The sequence below is a fragment of the Myxococcus sp. CA039A genome, from assembly GCF_013336645.1.
In the GTDB taxonomy this organism is placed as follows: domain Bacteria; phylum Myxococcota; class Myxococcia; order Myxococcales; family Myxococcaceae; genus Myxococcus; species Myxococcus llanfairpwllgwyngyllgogerychwyrndrobwllllantysiliogogogochensis.
The window spans coordinates 1-16,098 of the sequence record NZ_JABUMQ010000266.1; the positions used below are offsets into that span (position 1 = coordinate 1).

At 67.7% G+C, this 16,098-nt stretch carries 13 protein-coding genes and 1 other RNA gene; 6 read left to right on the top strand and 8 right to left on the bottom strand.

Annotated elements, in window-relative coordinates:
* Positions 1–80 precede the first annotated feature (80 nt).
* On the bottom strand, positions 81–368 hold the full coding sequence (locus HR086_RS34180) for a hypothetical protein (RefSeq protein WP_174458105.1): 288 nt from the start codon (positions 366–368) through the stop codon (positions 81–83).
* A gap of 95 nt (positions 369–463) precedes the next feature.
* Here HR086_RS34180 and HR086_RS34185 point away from each other — a divergent pair, with 95 nt between their 5' ends.
* Positions 464–1,540: a CFI-box-CTERM domain-containing protein gene (locus HR086_RS34185; RefSeq protein ID WP_174464344.1), complete on the top strand. Its 1,077-nt coding sequence runs from the start codon at positions 464–466 to the stop codon at positions 1,538–1,540.
* A 62-nt stretch (positions 1,541–1,602) separates the two neighbouring features.
* On the top strand, positions 1,603–2,115 hold the full coding sequence (locus HR086_RS34190; protein WP_141644275.1) for a TlpA disulfide reductase family protein: 513 nt from the start codon (positions 1,603–1,605) through the stop codon (positions 2,113–2,115).
* Between the two features lie 246 nt (positions 2,116–2,361).
* Here HR086_RS34190 and HR086_RS34195 read toward each other — a convergent pair whose 3' ends face one another.
* From HR086_RS34195 to HR086_RS34205, 3 genes are all read right to left on the bottom strand, one after another.
* Entirely contained in the window at positions 2,362–4,362 is a 2,001-nt protein-coding gene (locus HR086_RS34195) for an OmpA family protein (RefSeq protein WP_254626581.1), read from the bottom strand.
* Positions 4,363–4,438: 76 nt separating this feature from the next.
* Positions 4,439–6,049: a pitrilysin family protein gene (locus HR086_RS34200; RefSeq protein ID WP_174467733.1), complete on the bottom strand. Its 1,611-nt coding sequence runs from the start codon at positions 6,047–6,049 to the stop codon at positions 4,439–4,441.
* Entirely contained in the window at positions 6,049–7,410 is a 1,362-nt protein-coding gene (locus tag HR086_RS34205) for a pitrilysin family protein (RefSeq protein WP_141644258.1), read from the bottom strand. Before HR086_RS34205 ends, HR086_RS34200 begins: the two co-directional genes overlap by 1 nt.
* Positions 7,411–7,640: 230 nt before the next feature.
* On the opposite strand from HR086_RS34205, the gene ssrA reads away from it, so the two are divergent.
* Both ssrA and HR086_RS34215 read left to right on the top strand, forming a co-directional pair.
* Positions 7,641–8,006, top strand: a transfer-messenger RNA (tmRNA) gene (gene ssrA / locus HR086_RS34210).
* A gap of 410 nt (positions 8,007–8,416) precedes the next feature.
* Positions 8,417–8,926 (top strand): hypothetical protein, encoded by a 510-nt coding sequence (locus tag HR086_RS34215; RefSeq protein WP_174467734.1) that lies wholly within the window; start codon positions 8,417–8,419, stop codon positions 8,924–8,926.
* 65 nt (positions 8,927–8,991) lie between these two features.
* Here HR086_RS34215 and HR086_RS34220 read toward each other — a convergent pair whose 3' ends face one another.
* Together HR086_RS34220 and HR086_RS34225 are read right to left on the bottom strand one after the other, a co-directional pair.
* Positions 8,992–10,236 carry a polysaccharide deacetylase family protein gene (locus tag HR086_RS34220; protein WP_174467735.1) on the bottom strand — a complete coding sequence of 415 codons (1,245 nt, stop codon included), beginning with the start codon at positions 10,234–10,236 and terminating at the stop codon, positions 8,992–8,994.
* Positions 10,237–10,683: 447 nt separating this feature from the next.
* Positions 10,684–11,043 carry a hypothetical protein gene (locus tag HR086_RS34225; RefSeq protein ID WP_174467736.1) on the bottom strand — a complete coding sequence of 120 codons (360 nt, stop codon included), beginning with the start codon at positions 11,041–11,043 and terminating at the stop codon, positions 10,684–10,686.
* Between the two features lie 418 nt (positions 11,044–11,461).
* Here HR086_RS34225 and HR086_RS34230 point away from each other — a divergent pair, with 418 nt between their 5' ends.
* A complete protein-coding gene (locus HR086_RS34230) occupies positions 11,462–12,181 on the top strand; it encodes a response regulator transcription factor (RefSeq protein ID WP_373564391.1) in 720 nt (239 codons plus the stop codon).
* A gap of 75 nt (positions 12,182–12,256) precedes the next feature.
* Here HR086_RS34230 and HR086_RS34235 read toward each other — a convergent pair whose 3' ends face one another.
* On the bottom strand, positions 12,257–12,877 hold the full coding sequence (locus tag HR086_RS34235; RefSeq protein WP_174467738.1) for a hypothetical protein: 621 nt from the start codon (positions 12,875–12,877) through the stop codon (positions 12,257–12,259).
* Positions 12,878–13,059: 182 nt separating this feature from the next.
* Complete coding sequence (locus HR086_RS49615; RefSeq protein ID WP_174467739.1) at positions 13,060–15,180, bottom strand: right-handed parallel beta-helix repeat-containing protein; 2,121 nt, start codon at positions 15,178–15,180, stop codon at positions 13,060–13,062.
* Positions 15,181–15,520: 340 nt separating this feature from the next.
* On the opposite strand from HR086_RS49615, the gene HR086_RS34245 reads away from it, so the two are divergent.
* Positions 15,521–16,098 (top strand): hypothetical protein (locus HR086_RS34245; RefSeq protein ID WP_305794105.1); only part of this gene is annotated, 578 nt, incomplete at its 3' end.

A 16,098-nucleotide genomic window follows, 5' to 3' on the forward strand; every position in this document is an offset into this window, starting at 1 on the left:
CCTCCGCCCCGACCGACCGTCCACCACCCACGCAACCTAGGGAGGGGAGACCTGTCGCGGAAGCGGACCTGTCGGCCAGGCTACTTCTTCTGCGCGATGATGCGGTTGACCGCTGCCCGGTCCTCCGCGCTGATGCGCTCGCGCGGGGCGGCGGGCGTCGTGCGGGAGACAGCGCCCTTCGCGTCCTCGTAGGCGTCCTCCAGCCCGTCCTTCATCCGGTCCACGGTGTCCGGCTTCACGGTGCGCTTCCAGGCCCGCTCCATGTGTTGCAAGGGCGTGCGGCCGTCCACCTCTCCCGTCGACAGGAAGATGCCGAGCCCCACCGCGCAGACCGTCCAGACGATGAACTTCAAAGCTCCCATGCTCACAGCCTCCTACGTCTTCTTACATGGGGCAGAGACGGGTGGCCAGTTTCCGACCGCGTGTATGTGATCCGCGCTGACAGGGCGACTCGCGGCACTTAATGTCCGCCGGCTTGCAGCCCGAAGAGCTCTTTCAGGCCGCCCGTGAAAGGGCGGCACAGCTGGACGTGGGGCGTGGAGACGCGGTGGTGGAACGCGTCCGAGCCGCTGCGTCCTCGTTGTTCAGCCGGATTCCCGAGCCGCCGGTGTACCGCCGCGCCGAGGACCCTTCACGCAAGGCGGCGCAGGCGTTGCTGCCGGAGATGGAGAAGGTGTTGGCGGAGGCGCTGGCGGCGGGCAGAGACCCGTCGATGGCGCCCGCGCTGGAGAAGCTGGTGGCCGCGTTGCTCGCGCATGGCGAGGCGCTCTGTCACACGGCGGGCGGGCGGTTGGAGGCGGCCGAGATTGCCTGGCGGCGCGCGCTGGAATTGGAGCGGGCCGCGCATCCCACTCGGCACCTGGTGACGGCGCCTCCGCGTCCTCCGCCGGTGTTCGACAAGTCGGGGGGAGGCTCGCGGTATGACCCTCGGCCCGCGCCGCAGGCGAGCGTGAAGCTCGTTTGTCCCAACACCGGCTGCAAGCGGGTGGGGGACTACGCCTTCCTGACGAGCCACGCGTACAACCGCTTCGTGTGCCCGGTGTGCGGCACGCCGTTCCTGGCGTATTTCGGCGAGCTGCGAGGGTTGGAGGTGGAGGTCCGCCGCAGCTCGAAGCGCTACTTCTTCACGGTGGACGAGGTGGGCACCACCAACTCCTCGCGCATCGAGTTCGAGGAAGCAGGCGGGCAGGAGTTCCCCGCCGCGCGCAGGGATTTGCTCGCGTTCCTCTACACGGAGGCGCGGGAGCTGAAGGTCGTGGTGAACCTCACCAACCAGCGGCTCATGTGGGTGAGCCCCGCGTCCTCGTGCTTCGTGGCGACGGTGGCGTTTGGCGAGGGAGCGCCGGAGTTGGTGGCCTTCCGTGCGTACCGCGATGACGTTCTGCGGAAGAGCGCGCTCGGGCGCGGGTTCATCCGGGGCTACTATCGCTGGGGTCCGGACGTGGCGCGGTGGGTGTCGCGGAGACCGGTGGCCCGAAGCGGAGTGCGCTGGGTGTTGAGTCAGGTGCATGACCGCCTGACCAGGAGTGGATTCTCGTGACGCAGGAAGGAATCGGCGCGCCGCCGCCAGCGAGGCCGCCGAGCGGCGGGACGAAGCTGTTCATGGGCCTGATTGCCGGGCTCGGATTGGCGGGCGTGGTGTACCTGGGCGTGCTGGAGGCCCGGCGCTCGCAGTTGGTTCCGGATGGCGCGGCGACCCCCTCGTTCGAGCTGCAGCGTCACGAGGGCGGCGTGCTGAAGTTGGAGGACCTCCGCGGCCAGGTGGTGATGCTGGACTTCTGGGCGACGTGGTGCCCTCCGTGTCGAGAGGAGATGCCCGCGCTGGTGAAACTGGCGAAGGAGTACGAGTCCCAGGGACTCGTCTTCCTGGCGGCCAGTCGGGATGACGGAGACATGGCGCCCCAGCTGGTGGACAACTTCATGCGGCGCCACCTGCCCGACTTGAAGCCCTACGTCGTGTACGCCGGCGACGACATGGCGCGGGCCTTCCAGGTCAGCGCGCTGCCGACGCTCTACTTCCTGGACCGCGAGGGCAAGGTGACGGACGCGCAGCGAGGCGCCCTGTCCGAGGACGCCCTGCGCCGTCGCATCGAGCGGGCGCTCAAGCAACAGTAGCAGCGACTCGCGACGGGACACGCCGCCACGTCGTGGCCGGACCGCACCCATGAGAAAGGCGCCGATGTCCTCGTGGGACAAGGGCGCGTCGTCCCACTTCATGGCCCGACGACGTGCATGAGAAGGGCGCCGATGTCCTCATGGGACAAGGGCGCCTCATCCCGCTTCATGGCCCGACGATGCGCATGAGAAAGGCGCCGATGTCCTCGTTGGACATGGGCGCCTCGGTTCTCGACGGTGACCCGACTACTTCCCGGGTGTCTGTGGCGGCGGCTTGGTGTCCGTAGCAGCGGGCTTCGCCGCGGGAGCAGGTGAGCCCGGAGTCGTCGCCGGCTTGCCGTCCGTCGCCGGAGGCTTCGCCGTGGGGGCCGCTCCCGGCGCGGGCGTCGTCGCGCCCGTGGGTTTACCGGCGGGAGCCGCGCCCGGAGTCGCCGGGGCCTGCTTGCCGGCGGGAGGCTGCTGTCCCGCCGGGACGACGGTCTCCCGACCCTCGGTCTCCACTTCGGAGCGCACGAGCTTGAAGTCGACGCGGCGGTTCTTCGCGCGACCCAGCGCGGTGTCGTTGGTGGCGATGGGCCTGTCGAAGCCGAAGCCCTCCGAGCTCAGGCGCTTGCGGTCGATGCTCTTGGACACGAGGTACTCGAGCACCGAGCGCGCACGCTTGTCGGACAGGCCCATGTTGAGCTGCCGCGAGCCCCGGTTGTCCGTGTGGCCTTCGATGAGCACCGGCCCCAGGGTGGGGTTCTTCCGGAGCACCATCGCCACCTCGTCCAGCAGCGGATAGGAGCGCTTCTGGATGACGGCGGAGCCCGTTTCGAAGAGCACGTTGCCCTTGATGCGGATGCGGTCCGACTCGACGAAGACGTATGGAGGCGAGTCGAACGGGCAGCCGTTGTTCTCCGGCGGGCCGAACTGCTCGGGGCAGTCATCCTCGTTGTCGGGCACTTCGTCGCCGTCCGTGTCCGGGCAGCCGTCGTAGTCCTTGGGGCCGGGCTTGTCCGGGCACTTGTCGAACTCGTCGGTGATGCCGTCGCCGTCGGTGTCCACCTCGGGGCAACCCTTGCGCTCCTTGAGGCCCTTCACGTCGGGGCAGCTGTCCTCGCCGTCCACCACGCCGTCGCCGTCATTGTCCGGGTCGGGGCAGCCGTCGCTGTCCTGGAAGCCGTCCTTGTCCTCGGCCTCGTTGGGGCAGCGGTCCCTCACGTCGGGCACGTTGTCGCCGTCGGAGTCCTGGAAGCGCTCGTCGTAGCGCAGCCCGAACATGACGCGCAGGGCCTCGCGCCCGTAGCCGGTGGTGAGGTTGAGGCCCCGGCCTACGTTCAGCTCCAGTCCCCAGTTGCCCCAGATTTTCGCGCGGGCACCGACGAGCAGCTCCCACGGCGTCTTCAGCGAGTCGGACTGGTCGAAGTTGAAGGGGCGCACCAGCGGCGTGCCCAGGTGCATCTCCGCCGTGGCCTGCACGTCCGTGAAGCGGCCCATGTTGGGCAGCTCTCCGATGATGCCGGCGCCGAGCGTCAGCTCGTCGTCCACCAACAGGTTCAGGTACTGCGCATGCTTGCGCAGCTTCACACCCGCGTTGCCCACCACGCGGATGGGGATGGGGAGCACGTCGAAGCGCTGCTCCGCCGCGAGGCGCGGCGCGAAGACGAAGCCCCGCTCACCCGTGAAGCTGTCCGCGTCACCCGTCGGCGCGCGGACCTCCGCGATGAGCGAAAGGCCCACGGGGAACTTCTCGCGGTCCAGCAGATGGATGCGCGGCACCAGTCGGATGTCGCCCAGCGTCGTGCGGCTCACCCCGGCGGCGCCCGGGAAGTCCGGCGCGTCCAGCGCATCTCTCAAGAGATTGAAGTTGTCGCCCTGGAGGAGCGTGAAGGGCAGGTCGATGCCCAGCTCCAATCGCTCATGGAGCTGGTAGGCGAAGAGCAGGTGGGCGTCGAGCCGGTATGGCAGCAGGTCGCCCAGCTTCTCGTCACCCAGCTTCAGGGCGAGGATGCGCCAGTTGAAGTCGAACAGCAGCGCGCCGCGGAAGCTGCCGACGGGCTCGCTGTTGCTCGTGCCCTCCAGCGCGATGCCGCTGTTCTGCGCGGGCGTGGGCTTGACGGGAACGGCGTCGAAGCCTCGGGAGAAGGGGTCGTGTTCCGCGTGGACCGCCGCCGAGGCCAGGAGCAGGCCCATCAGGACGAATCGGACGGCGGAGCCGCTCAGGGGCCGCCACCGTGGAGAGTGGCCGGAGCTGGTGCCTCGCATGATGGCAGCTCATACCATCCGGTCCCGAGGGGCGGAAACAAATGACCCACCCCTCGGGGCAAAATACAGCCCTGCGCTACTTCTCCATGAAGGACTGCGCGGGAATGACGGTGATGGCGTCCGGGCTCACGGGGAGCTTGTAGGGGACGATGACCTTGTCCAGCGCCAGCAGCTCCTGGGACTTGTCGGACGCGTAGGTGATGGGCGAGGGCTGGCCGGTGCGCAGGGCGTCGGCGAGCTTCTCCGCGTCCTGGGTGACGAAGGCGAAGTTGAGGCCCGTGGGGTGGAGCCGGCGGCGCAGCACCTCCTGCACGGACTGGGGCGTCATCGTCGTGAGCGCCTGGCGGTACTGCTCCAGGAAGTCAGGCGTGCCGTAGAACAGCGAGTCGATGGCGTAGCCCAGCCGGCGCGGGTCCGTCTGCTCCCAGAGGCGCGAGTAGCCCTGGAGGAAGCCGCGCATCAAGTCGAAGCGCTCCTGCGGGATGGGCTCCTTGACGAGCTGGTCCATGAAGTACACCGCGCCGCGCGTGGCGAACATCGCGTTGCCGGGTTCCACCGGGCGAATCCACAGCGTGAGGTCCTGCTGGGTGCGCGCGATGTTGGTGCGGTTGTAGGTGGTGCCCGGGTCCTCGATGAAGTGCTCGGCGTAGGCGTAGTCGCCGTAGTTGAGGCCGCGCTTCTCGCGCAGCTCGTTGAAGAGCAGGCCGATGGACTGACGGTGCTCGCCCAGGTGCGTGAGCGCGAAGGCCAGCGGGAAGAAGTCGGGGTCGCCTCGGCGCACCGGGTTGACGTAACCCATGCTGACGGCGGTGGAGAGTGTCTGCTTCTGGATGATGACGGCGCGGCCCGCGGTGGTGGGCAGGGTGGGCAGCGTCACGCGAGGCGCGCCCGTGGCGGGCAGGGTGCCCAGGCGCGAGAGCAGCGACTGCTTCAGCGCGTCGTCCACCGCGCCGGCGAGGCCGACGACGAGCCGGTCCTGCGTGAAGACGCGCTGGGCGTGGGTCTTCACGTCGTCCAGGGTGATGGACTTGAGGCCCTGCACGGTGCCGCCGGTGTAGTGCGCGTAGGGGTGGTCCTTGTAGATGAGCGCATCGAGCGCGACCTTGCCGAGCCCCTCGTCATTGGCGCTGCGCAGGCCGTTCTCCACGTCGCTGACGGCGTTGGCTCGCAGGCGCTCCAGCTCGGAGGTGTCCAGGCGGGGCGCGAGCAGCACGTCGGTGAAGATGTCGAGGTAGCGCGGCAGGAAGTCCTTGTGGACGCGTCCGGAGAAGGTGGTGAACTCCTTGTCCGTGGAGGCCTCCAACTCGGCGGCCATGGGGAAGAGCGCCTCGAGCAACTGCGCGGAGGTGAGCTTCCGCGTGCCGCCTTCGGCCATCAGCGAGGCGGTGAGCGCGGTGAGGCCTTCCTTGCCCTTCGGGTCATCGATGGAGCCCGTGTGGAAGACGAGCCGGAAGGTGATGATGGGCGTGTCCGGGCGAGCGAGGACCACCAGCTCCAGCGGCTTGGGCTGCTTCAAGGGGACGGCGGGCACTTCCTTCGGGGCCGCCGGGGTCTTCTCGGCGGTGGAAGGTGTGGCCGGAGTCTCCGTCGTGGCGGGAGGGGTCGTCTCGGGCGCGGGCTTCGGCGTGGAGGCGCAGCCGGTGAGGGACAAGAGGGCGGTGAGGGACAGCAGGGCCTTGGCGTTCATCACTTCGTCCCTCCGGCGGCATCGACCTTGGGCGTGAGGCTGAGCTGGGTGAGGTTGGTGGCCTTGAGGTAGCGCTTGGTGAAGTCGGACAGCTGCGCGGGCGTCACCTTGGCCAGATTGGCGAGCTGGCGCTGGAATCCATCCGGAGTGCCGAGGATGCCGGCGTACCAGCCGAGCTGGATGCCCACCTCGCGCGGCGTCTGGAGGGCCATCAGAGCGCCATAGCGCGCGTTGTCCTGGATGGCCTTGACGCGGGCGGCGTCGACCTTGCCGGCGGCGAGCCTGCTGACCTCCTGGAGCAGGGCCAGGCGCACGCGCTCGCGGTCCTTCTCGTCCTTGAGGGTGGCGGTGAGGGTGAAGAGGTGCGGGTCGCGGTGCTCGGAGTAGTCGCTGCCGATGGCCTCGACGAGCTGCTTCTCGAGGACGAGCTGCTTGTAGGCGGGGCTGGTGGGGCCGACGAGGTAGGCCACGAGCACCGTCTGCAGGGCGGAGTCGGCGGTGTTGGCGGACGCTGCGGGCGTGTGCCACGCGAGCACCTGGCGCGGCTGGGTGGGCTGCGGCCAGTCGACGTGGGCGGTGCGCGGCTGCGTCTGCGCGGGCTCGGTGGGGACGGTGATGGTGGACGTCTTGCGGTTCCACGGGCCGTAGTGCTCGCGCACGAGCTTCATCACCTGCGCGTCATCGAAGTCGCCGACGATGAAGAGCATGGCGTTGTCGGGGGTGTACCAGCGCTCGAAGAAGTCGCGGCTGTACTGGTAGGCCTCCGGCATGGCCTTGATGTCGTCGTAGAAGCCGAGCGTGGTGTGGCGGTACGTGTGCTTCGTGAAGGCGGCGGCGTTGAGCGTCTCCTCCATCTTGAGATACGGGGCCGCGGCGTTCTTGTGGTACTCGCCGAGCACCGCGAGCGCCTCGGTGCGGAAGGATGGCTCGGAGTACTCGAGGTTGCGGAAGCGGTCCGCCTCGATGTCGATGAGCTGGGGCAGGCCCGCCGTCGGTCCGTACGAGTAGTACAGGGTGATGTCGTCGGTGGTGAAGGCGTTGTCGTCGAAGCCGAACGTGCCGAGGATGCGCTCGCGCTCGCCTTCGGGGTGACGCTTCGTCCCCTTGAACATCATGTGCTCGAAGAAGTGGGCGAAGCCCGTCTTGCCGGCCTCGACCTCGTTGCGCGAGCCGACGCGCACGACGGTGACGTACGCGACGATTCCCTGGGACGGGTAGGGCACGCGCACGACGGTGAGGCCGTTGGGCAGCTTGTCCGTCTGGAGGGTGTAGGGGAAGGACTGGGTGGCGGCGCTCTTCTGCGCCAGCGCGGGGAGCGCGGTGCCCAGCACGAGCAGGAGGAGGGGAAGCAGTCGTCTCATTCGGGGTCCTCGTGGCCGCTGGGGAGCGCGAGGGCTGTCCGAGCGGGGAGGCGACCCTACGACGGTGAAGCTGGAGGGGAAGCGACTTCCAGGCTGAGTGTCCGCCTTCGTGCGAGAAGGTGAGGTGGTGGACGCTCAGGAGGATTGACGGGGCGCCGTCAGCGGTTAATGTGAGGAAGACGCGGTCGAAGCGGTGGCCGCAAGAGCAGCAGGCAGTCAGTCAACACCCCGGGGGCGACCCGGTTTCGACGGGGGCATAGAAGTTCGAGACGCGTGCCGAGCTTGTCAGGTAGCTCGTAAATCCAACCCGGCAAAGACACAAAAGCCAACGACAACGTTGAGCTCGCGCTGGCTGCCTAAAAACAGCTGTTAGTGCGCGGTCCCCCAGCTCTCGGCCCGTGGGGTTGGGATCGACCGTCATAATGCGGGCTGGCTGCCAAGGGTGCCTGGGCCCGAGGTGGCGAGACCTTTCCAGGACCGGCTTCAGGAATCCCGTCCGTGGGAGTCTTGAGGACGTAGCAAATCGCGGACTACGCACGTAGGGTCGAAGGACCGAAGGCTTTCGGACGAGGGTTCGATTCCCTCCGCCTCCACAGTGAGAAGCCCAGCAATCCAGTACGGGTTGCTGGGCTTTTTCTTGGGCTGCGTGGCCGCCTGCTCCTCCTGGACGATCTCGAGCGGGACACCCTTCAAGGGAAGGTGGCTGCCGCAAGTCGTGCCCGCCGATGCGCCCCTTCTCGCGGCGGGTGCCCGGGGCGCGCGCTTGAGTGGCCGCTTCATCAGGCCAGCGGTGCACGGCTGTCCGTCTTCCTCGCGGGACGCGGAGACGCCACACGGGTACTGATGTTTCTTGGGTGCGTATGGATGGAAGGTGGATTCGCGCGCTCCTGTCAGTCCGCTGTCTCAATCCCGCGCGACTGCCTCGCAACAACAGCTTGGACCGCGGGAGCACGTGTGCGCCCCAGGCCAGACAGCGCGGCGGAAATGATTGGGATAGGCTGGGGCGATGGCCGTTCCCGCCCACTATCACGCCCGTGCCGCGTTGGAAGCGGACCTGCACGTTCAAGTCGAGGTCGACCGTGTCGTGCTGCCGTCTCCCACGCCGGGCGAGGCGGTGGTGGAAGGGCGGGTCGCGCGGGTGTTCCGTGGCGACCCCGCCTTGCTCTCCTCGCGCATCAGCTTCGAGGTGAGTTGCCTCAGGGACGGGGACCTGGTGCCGCCGAGCGGGATCGACTGGAAGCATGCCGATACCTTGGCGGAGGCGACCGTCATCGAGGTGTATCTCAACAGGTGGGAGGGCGGTTACGCGGTGGCTTTCAGTCAATCCTATCTGCTCGATGCCGTGACGGATGCGCCGCGATATCCCTTCACCGAGGAGGACGCGCGGGAGCCGGCAGTGCCTCCCATGAGCTGGAGGGAGCGCCTGGAGTTGGTGGCTCTCGTTGGGGGGATGATCCTGTTTCTGGGCGGGGGGCTTGCCGGGTTCGTCTACGCCTTCCGGGCCTTGCTCCAGTAAACGCTGCCCCCTCGTCCACACGCCCGGCGCTGTCTGACGCGATGCCGCTCCCTGGATGCCGCAGCTCACGGGGACGCGCTCGCCTCCACGTCCGAGAGAGCGAAGTCATCCATGGTGAGCGTGCCGACCCGGTCGATGGACAGCCCCACGCTGAGGGCCCGGGCCTCGGAAGGGGCGGGCGGTGTCATCCACTCGGCGAAGGTGTAGCTGGTGCGCGCGGGCAGCAGGGGACCCTGGGCCCAGTATTCCCACGCACCCGCGCTGGTCCGGTAGTACGCCTTGAACCTGACCGACGTCGTGGCCTTGTACCAGGCGGAGATGCGGTAGTGATGCCCCGTCGTCGGAGTGGGCGTGCACGTGTTGTCGTCCTGCCGTGTGATGAGCTTGCGGTCGCCGCTGGAGATGGCGGTGATGCGCACCTGCTGGGCCCAGCTCCCTCCATGCGCGTCCGACGTCCGCGTCCATGTGAATGTGTTGGAGCCGAAGCCGCCGCGCTGCCAGCAGTCCGGTGTCCCGTCCCCGTTGAGGTCCGTTTCGAGCGACGGGTTCCGCAAGAGCTGCGTGGGTGGCCAGCTCACGGGTGGCTTCAGCACGCCGCCGATGACCGCGTCCATGGTGGCCACGGTGGTGCCCCGCGAGACGCGAGGGGCCAGCCAGTCCAGGAATGACGTCAGGAGGGTGGGCGAGATGGAGTAGGTCTGCGGTGGATTGCACGGGCCGCAGATGTGGTGGAAGACGATGGGCACCCAGCCGCCCCCCGACTCCTCCGCGCGCAGGACGTAGTTCTTCAGGTCCGTGAGCGTGGTGGTGGCTTGCACGGAGCCGTGGGTCCGGATGGCGTAGGGGTCCGCGGGTGGCACGGGCTCGGCGGCCGGGCTGCTGCCGCTCGAGGAGGTACGCAGCCCGCCGCTTTCCCGTGCGGAGTTGTAATTGCAATCCATGACAATCTGTCGCGTGGTCGAGTCCTTGTCGCCGAAGGGGTAGGCGAACGAAGTGACGCGGAAGCCGGCGTTCAACAGGGCCACCCGGTCGTTGCAGATTTCCCGGCGCTGTTCATCGGCCGAAAGCTCGGTGAGGTGCGGGTGTGTCAGCGTGTGCCCGCCAATCTCGTGCCCGGCGTCCCGGAGTGCCTGCACCTGGGCGAGCGTGAGGCGGCCGGACAGTCCCATCCGGGTGCTGTGGACGTAGAAGGTGCCACGCATTCCACGGGCCTCCATGAGGGCGGCCCCCGTGGTCTGGGTTGCCAGGCAGTCATCGAAGTTCAGCGAGACGATGACCTGACCGGGCAGAAGGGCTCGGGTTGTGCCCATGGTTTCCATGAAGGGTGCTGCTCCCGTGCGCGCGCAGCCGAGGATGGACATCCGCACCGTGCGCGCACGAGTCTTCGGCGCGAAGGCCTCCCTTGAAACCATGTGCACGGCCGTCGCCTCACGTGGGCCTGGTGGCCCGGAGGCCGAGGGAGGAGCGGCGTGCCGCGCTCTTCTGGTGACGGTCCGGAGCGCCGAGCCTCTGGCGGGGCGTTGGGGCGAGCTCGGCGGAGACTCCAGCGGGCTTCGCCTCAATTCAGGGAATCGGGCAGGTCGTCTTCGTCAAGCCAATCGCGACCAGGGTCCTGTTGTCAGGCATTCCGTAGATGGCGCCGTCCTTGGCACCCAGGATGGGGAAGGACAGGAGAGCGTTTCCCCATCGGTGGTTGTGTTGCAATCGAGGTCAGCCTGCTGCCCTGCGCGTGTTGCGATTCCATGTGCTTGTGTCGCTCAGGGCGCCAGGTCGGCTCCCGGGCGTGCGAGATAGGCTACCGCCTCCACTGCTCCAAGCTGGCCTGGAGGGCTCTTGAGCGCGGCCATGAAGGGGCCTTCCCACGCGTTCGTGTCATGGACGAGCCCCTCGCGAATGAAGTGCTGAAAGGTCTCCAGGCTGGGATGGGACATCTCGAGCCGGCACATGGAACCGCGGCACTCCATGGACACGAACCGCGCCCCGTGGGGAAGCTGGGCGCGAAGTCGCTCCGCGCGCCGCGTGGCCTCCTGACTCCAGGCCAGGTCCACCCTCTCGTTGAAGAATCGGGAATCCAGTCGTGCGACTGCCTCTTCTGGAGTCACCTCCTGGGGACGCACTGCCTCGCTCTCCGAATGGGTGTCTGTCTCGGACGGACTGATGGCTTCGGACTCTCGTACCGGAGCGGTGGGCGCAGCCCACGTTGTTCGAGGACGTGGCGCCATGGGCGGAGACGTTCACTGTCTTGTTGCCGTGGGTGCTCAATGGCAGGGGGATGTTGTAGCCCTTTCGGGTCGTGCAGCCATTCGCTTGAGCTGACTTTTCATGCGCCTCTCTCTTTCAGTGGGGTTGTGAGGTTCAGCGGGCCCCTCCTGATTTAAAGTGGATAATCGTGTAATTCGCTAAAATAAGGGATGCCCCATGGGGCGCGATTCGGGAGGTCCGATGGTCGATGGCAGCCTTCGAAGTTCTCAGGTTCGTGCACTGGTTCGTCTGGTCAATGAGGCGCGTGAGCTGACAGAGGGGCGGCAGACGCGTGTGCGGCATCTGCTCTCTGGTGTGTTCCGCATCCTGGGGGCGGAGGCGGGGGCCTTCGTCCTGGAGCGCGACTTCAGGCCGGGAGGGCACGGAGAATTCACGGCCATCGTCCTGGAAGGGTGGGAAGGCAGCGCGCTGCCAGCGCTCGAGGCGCTCCAGCGGATGGGCAGCGACAGCAATCCGGCCATCCGCTCATTGATGGAGCGTCCGTCGATTCCAGGCGCCGTCATCACCGCGATGAGGCAGGAACTCGTCGGGGACCGGACCTGGTACGACGCGCCCTACGTCGAGCACTTCCTCTACCCGTCAGGCCTCGATGACTCGGTGTATTCGAGTCGGTGGTCCAGGCTCCCCGGCGTGGTGCAGTGCATCGGGGTCTACCGTGGGCGAGGCAGGCACCCCTTCGATGCCGCGGACCGCGAGCTGCTCCACCTGTTCCACACGGAGTGGGGGACCCTCCTCGGCGCACCAGGAATCACGGGGGATGGAGCCTACGGCATCAGGCTCTCTCGGCGAGAACGCCAGACGCTGGAGCTGCTCCTGGCCGGGCTTGGTGACAAGCAAATCGCGGCCCAGCTCGGTATCAGCCGCTTCACCGTGAATCAGTACACGAAATCCATCTACCGGCGCTTCGAGGTCAATTCACGGGTGGCGCTCATCGTGAGGTTGCTCGGTGGCGAGGTGCGGGACACGCCGGAGGCGCGCGGCGACCGCTGTTGATTGTATGGATGTGTCTGGTCTCGCCGAGGGCCACGGGACGATGGTCCGTGGCCCCTCGCTGGGCCTCCGAAGCGCTCAGCCCCCCTCGGAGGTTCCGCCGCCGTTGGTGCAGGTGTAGCAACTCGGTTCGATGCCACACCAGCCCGTGCCGCGCGTGCTGGAGCATGAGGGGCCGCACGCGTAGCAGCTCGGCTCCGTGCCGCACCAGTTCTGGCCCCGCGTGGATTCACAGGACAGGGGGCAGAGGTAGCAGTTGGGCTCGCCGCCGCACCACTCAGGGCCTCGGTTGACGGAGCAGTGGACCGGGCACGAGTAGCAGTTGGGCTCGGTCCCGCACCAGCCACCGCCGCGCGTGGTCGAGCACACCTTGGTGTTGTGGGGGATGGGCGACGTCGTCGGGAGCTTGCTGCAGAATGGCTCGAAGCCGACATAGCCCGAGCCGCGCGTGTAGTAGCAGGACACGCCCCACGCCGGCTGACAGCCCCAGGTGGAGTCCCACTCCTGGCCGGCCGGACAGTTGTGGACGCTGTAGCTCGCTTCGCCCATGGCGGAGCCCTCGAAGAACTCGTCCTGCTGCGTCCAGGACTCCGAGCTTTCCGCTTCCAGCCCCATGCAGGCAGCCGTGAGCGCGCCCAGCGTGAGCGCGAGACACGTGGTGAGGATGTGCCGCCAGGGATGACTGGAGATGGATTTCATGCGCGGAACTCCCGGAGAGTGGGCTCAGTCTCTCCGGGAGTGTGTCTGGATGACAAGAGGGAATCCGAGGCCCAAGCGCAATCCTGTTGCGACATGGCACTTTGGGCCGTCCTCAAGGGAAAGCCCCCATGGCGGTGTGCCACGGGGGCTTCGTTGCTCCGACAGAGGAACGCTGAAATACCTCACTGCTGGCTGGAGGCCTTGTCCACGCCGGACAAACTCTTCCAGTCGTTGATGCTCTTCGTCTCCTTCCCTTCGGACTTGAAGTTGCCGTTGGGCGCGTAGCGGTTGTTGTCCATCCGCAGCCCCGGGCGCTTGTTGCCGAGGCGCACGAGGTTCGCCGTGCGGACGGTATTTCCCTGCACCAGCACGTCCTTGCTGGGGGCTCCGTTGTTGGACCCCAGCCCGAGCATCATCCCGTATCCGGCCGTGCCCTCGACGGTGTTGCCTTCAATCTGGACGCCCTGGGCGTTCTCCACGCGGATGCCCGTGCCATCACTGCCTCCGGCCTTGGACATGCCGTTGATGCGATTGCCACGAACCACGATGTTCTTCGGGTCAGGCCCCTCCTTCACGCCGCCGACCGAGATGCCCCGGCCCGCGTCGGAGATGCCATTCTTCTCGACGCGCACGTTGCTGGCCGAGTAGTGGACGACGACCGCCTCGCCCGCGGAGGAGCGGGACTTGCGGAAGCCGTGCATCCGGTTGCCGACCACCGTGACGTTGCGGCAGGTCTTGATGTCGACCGCGTTCTCGCGGGTGTGGTGGAGGTGGTTGTTCTCGATGCGCACCCCGTCGGCGGGCGCCTGATTGCGGTTGTCCGGCTTGAGGCACTGCACTCCATCCGCCGAGGTGTCGTGGATGTCATTCCCGCGAATGGTGATGTTCCGCGACGTGGCCTGAACCACCACTCCGTGCGAGTCACCCCCGCCCGCCTTTCGGAAGTCGTGGATGTGATTGCCCTCGATGAGCACTCCCCGCGCCCCCATGGCGGTGCTGACGGCGGCGCCCAGCGCGCCACCATGCAGTGTCGAGCGAAGCAACGCGGAGCCTTGGGTGTCCCGCTCGAACGCGACCGCGAAGCGCTTCTGCTTGCGCACGTCCACGTCGAAGCCTTCGACGCGCCAGTAGGGGCGCCGCACCTGGACGAGGGTGCCGCGCTCGCCGCCGGGGACGATGCGCACGCGGCCCTCTCCCACCAGGCGGATGGGAGCGCCGGGCTGGCCTCCGCGCACGGGGCCATCGATGACGATGTTCCCTGGGTACTCGCCTGCCTGCACCCGGATGACATCCCCGGGTTGGGCGGAGGTCAGCGCGCGACGGATGGTGCGGAAAGGCGCCTGCTTCGAGCCCGCCTGTTTGTCGTTACCGGCCTTGCTGACGTGCCATTCCTTCCGTGGGCCCCCTGCGGCCGTCATGGCCGAACTCGTCGAGGCCATGGCGGTTGGCGCACTCGCCGCCACCGCCGGCTGGGCGGGAGCGGGAGCCGGTGTCGCCGGCCGCGGTGCCTGGGATGAGGTGGCGGTTGGCGACCCCTTGGCTTGAGGCACCTGGGGCGGTGGTCCTTCCTTCACGAAGGCCTGAGGAGACTCGACGGGCATCGTCGCTTCCGGCGCCACGGGCTCGGGTGGCACCTGGACCGCCTGATTTGGCGCGGCCTCGGGAGGAATCGCCGGAGCGTCCATCTCCCCCACGACCTCTCCTGTCGCAGGGGCGACTGGCTCCGACCCACTTCCACCCATCGCCTCTCCCGAATCATCCGGAATGGCAGGCTGCGCTTCCTGCGGGACGACGGGAACGGTCTGCTCTCCCATCACCGGGCCCGAATCATCTGGAATGGCGGGCTGCGCTTCCTGCGGGACGACGGGAGCGGTCTGCTCGCCCATCACCGCTCCTGAATCGTCCGGAATGGCGGGCTGCGCTTCCTGCGGGACGACGGGAGCGGTCTGCTCGCCCATCACCGCTCCCGAGTCATCGGGAATGGCGGGCTGCGTTTCCTGCGGCACGGCCTGCGCGTCCATGCCACTGCCTCCCACGGCTTCCTGCCCTGAATCGATGGGACTCGGGAGCGACTCGGCTTCGGGCGGAGCCGCCGGGACTGTCTCGGCACCACCGCCTTCCGCTACCGAAGGCTCACTGGCGACGGGTGCTTCGGGCACCGGGGCCGCCTGCTGCACGGGCGGTGGTGCTTCAGCCTGTGGCTTCACCGGCTGCGCCTGTTGCACGGGCGGTGGCGCTTCCGCCTGTGGCTGCTGCTCCTGGGCAAAGGCGCCATACCCGCAGAGCCCCGCTGTGAGGGCCACGAGTCCGCCAATACGTCTGAACACACCAAACATTGCTTTCCCCCCTGAGTGGCATTGGAAACTTCTAGAGCCTCTCGATGAGGGGAGTCCGCTCCGGGGGAGATGTGAGCGAATGGGGACCGGCCATTCACCCGCCACCCGCCAGGCAGCTCGGATCAGGTGCGTGGCAAGGAGCCTGGGACGACGTCGGACACGGAACCCTGGCCGAACTGGCCCCGTGGGTTGTCTCTCCGACGAAACACCTGCTCGTCGACGGAAGGAACCGGCCGGTTCACATCAACCAGGTTGATGCCTGCTTGCGTAATGCCGCGTGGACATCGGTGTCTCCGAGGCCACAGCCATGCATCACCCACCATCCCGTTCCACCGTCCCGCACTCACGCCACACCTTCCGGTGGCTCACCGCCTCGCGGCTCGCGGGCGTCAGCCTGCTCCTCGCGAGCCTGGGCTCCGCCTCCGCGGCGTCTCCCCACTCCGAACGCGGCGGGCTCCACACCACGCCCCTGGCCGACCAACCCTCCACGACGTCCGCATCGCTCGACCCGCGCCGCTCGCTCGCCATCACCGACTTCGCGACCGTCTCCACCATCACCCTCCGGATGGTGATGAACCAGCTGGTCCAACAGGCCGGGAGCACGGGCTTCACCGCCGAGCAGCTCTACCGCCAGCTCTGGGACACCCAGAATCCCGCGCCGGGTGAGGCCGACCTCCCAGGCGGAGCGCACTGCAGCGACAACATCTTCACGCTCAATGGGGCGCCCTATCACTGCCGTCAGTCCGAGGGGAGGGAGGCGGTCCTCGGCAACGGGTCCGTCCTGGACCGCTACAACCTCATTGGCCTCTTCAACCGCTTCGACCTGGCCCCTCCCGATGGCGCCAACTGCGGCCAATACCGCATGGTCTTCGCCCACCCGCCCCC

Coding starts and splice junctions, on each gene's coding strand:
- HR086_RS34185 (WP_174464344.1), top strand. CDS start 464: ATGTCCGCCGGCTTGCAGCCCGAAGAGCTCTTTCAGGCCGCCCGTGAA.
- HR086_RS34190 (WP_141644275.1), top strand. CDS start 1,603: ATGGGCCTGATTGCCGGGCTCGGATTGGCGGGCGTGGTGTACCTGGGC.
- HR086_RS34195 (WP_254626581.1), bottom strand. CDS start 4,362: ATGCGAGGCACCAGCTCCGGCCACTCTCCACGGTGGCGGCCCCTGAGC.
- HR086_RS34200 (WP_174467733.1), bottom strand. CDS start 6,049: ATGAACGCCAAGGCCCTGCTGTCCCTCACCGCCCTCTTGTCCCTCACC.
- HR086_RS34205 (WP_141644258.1), bottom strand. CDS start 7,410: ATGAGACGACTGCTTCCCCTCCTCCTGCTCGTGCTGGGCACCGCGCTC.
- HR086_RS34215 (WP_174467734.1), top strand. CDS start 8,417: ATGGCCGTTCCCGCCCACTATCACGCCCGTGCCGCGTTGGAAGCGGAC.
- HR086_RS34220 (WP_174467735.1), bottom strand. CDS start 10,236: ATGGGCACAACCCGAGCCCTTCTGCCCGGTCAGGTCATCGTCTCGCTG.
- HR086_RS34235 (WP_174467738.1), bottom strand. CDS start 12,877: ATGAAATCCATCTCCAGTCATCCCTGGCGGCACATCCTCACCACGTGT.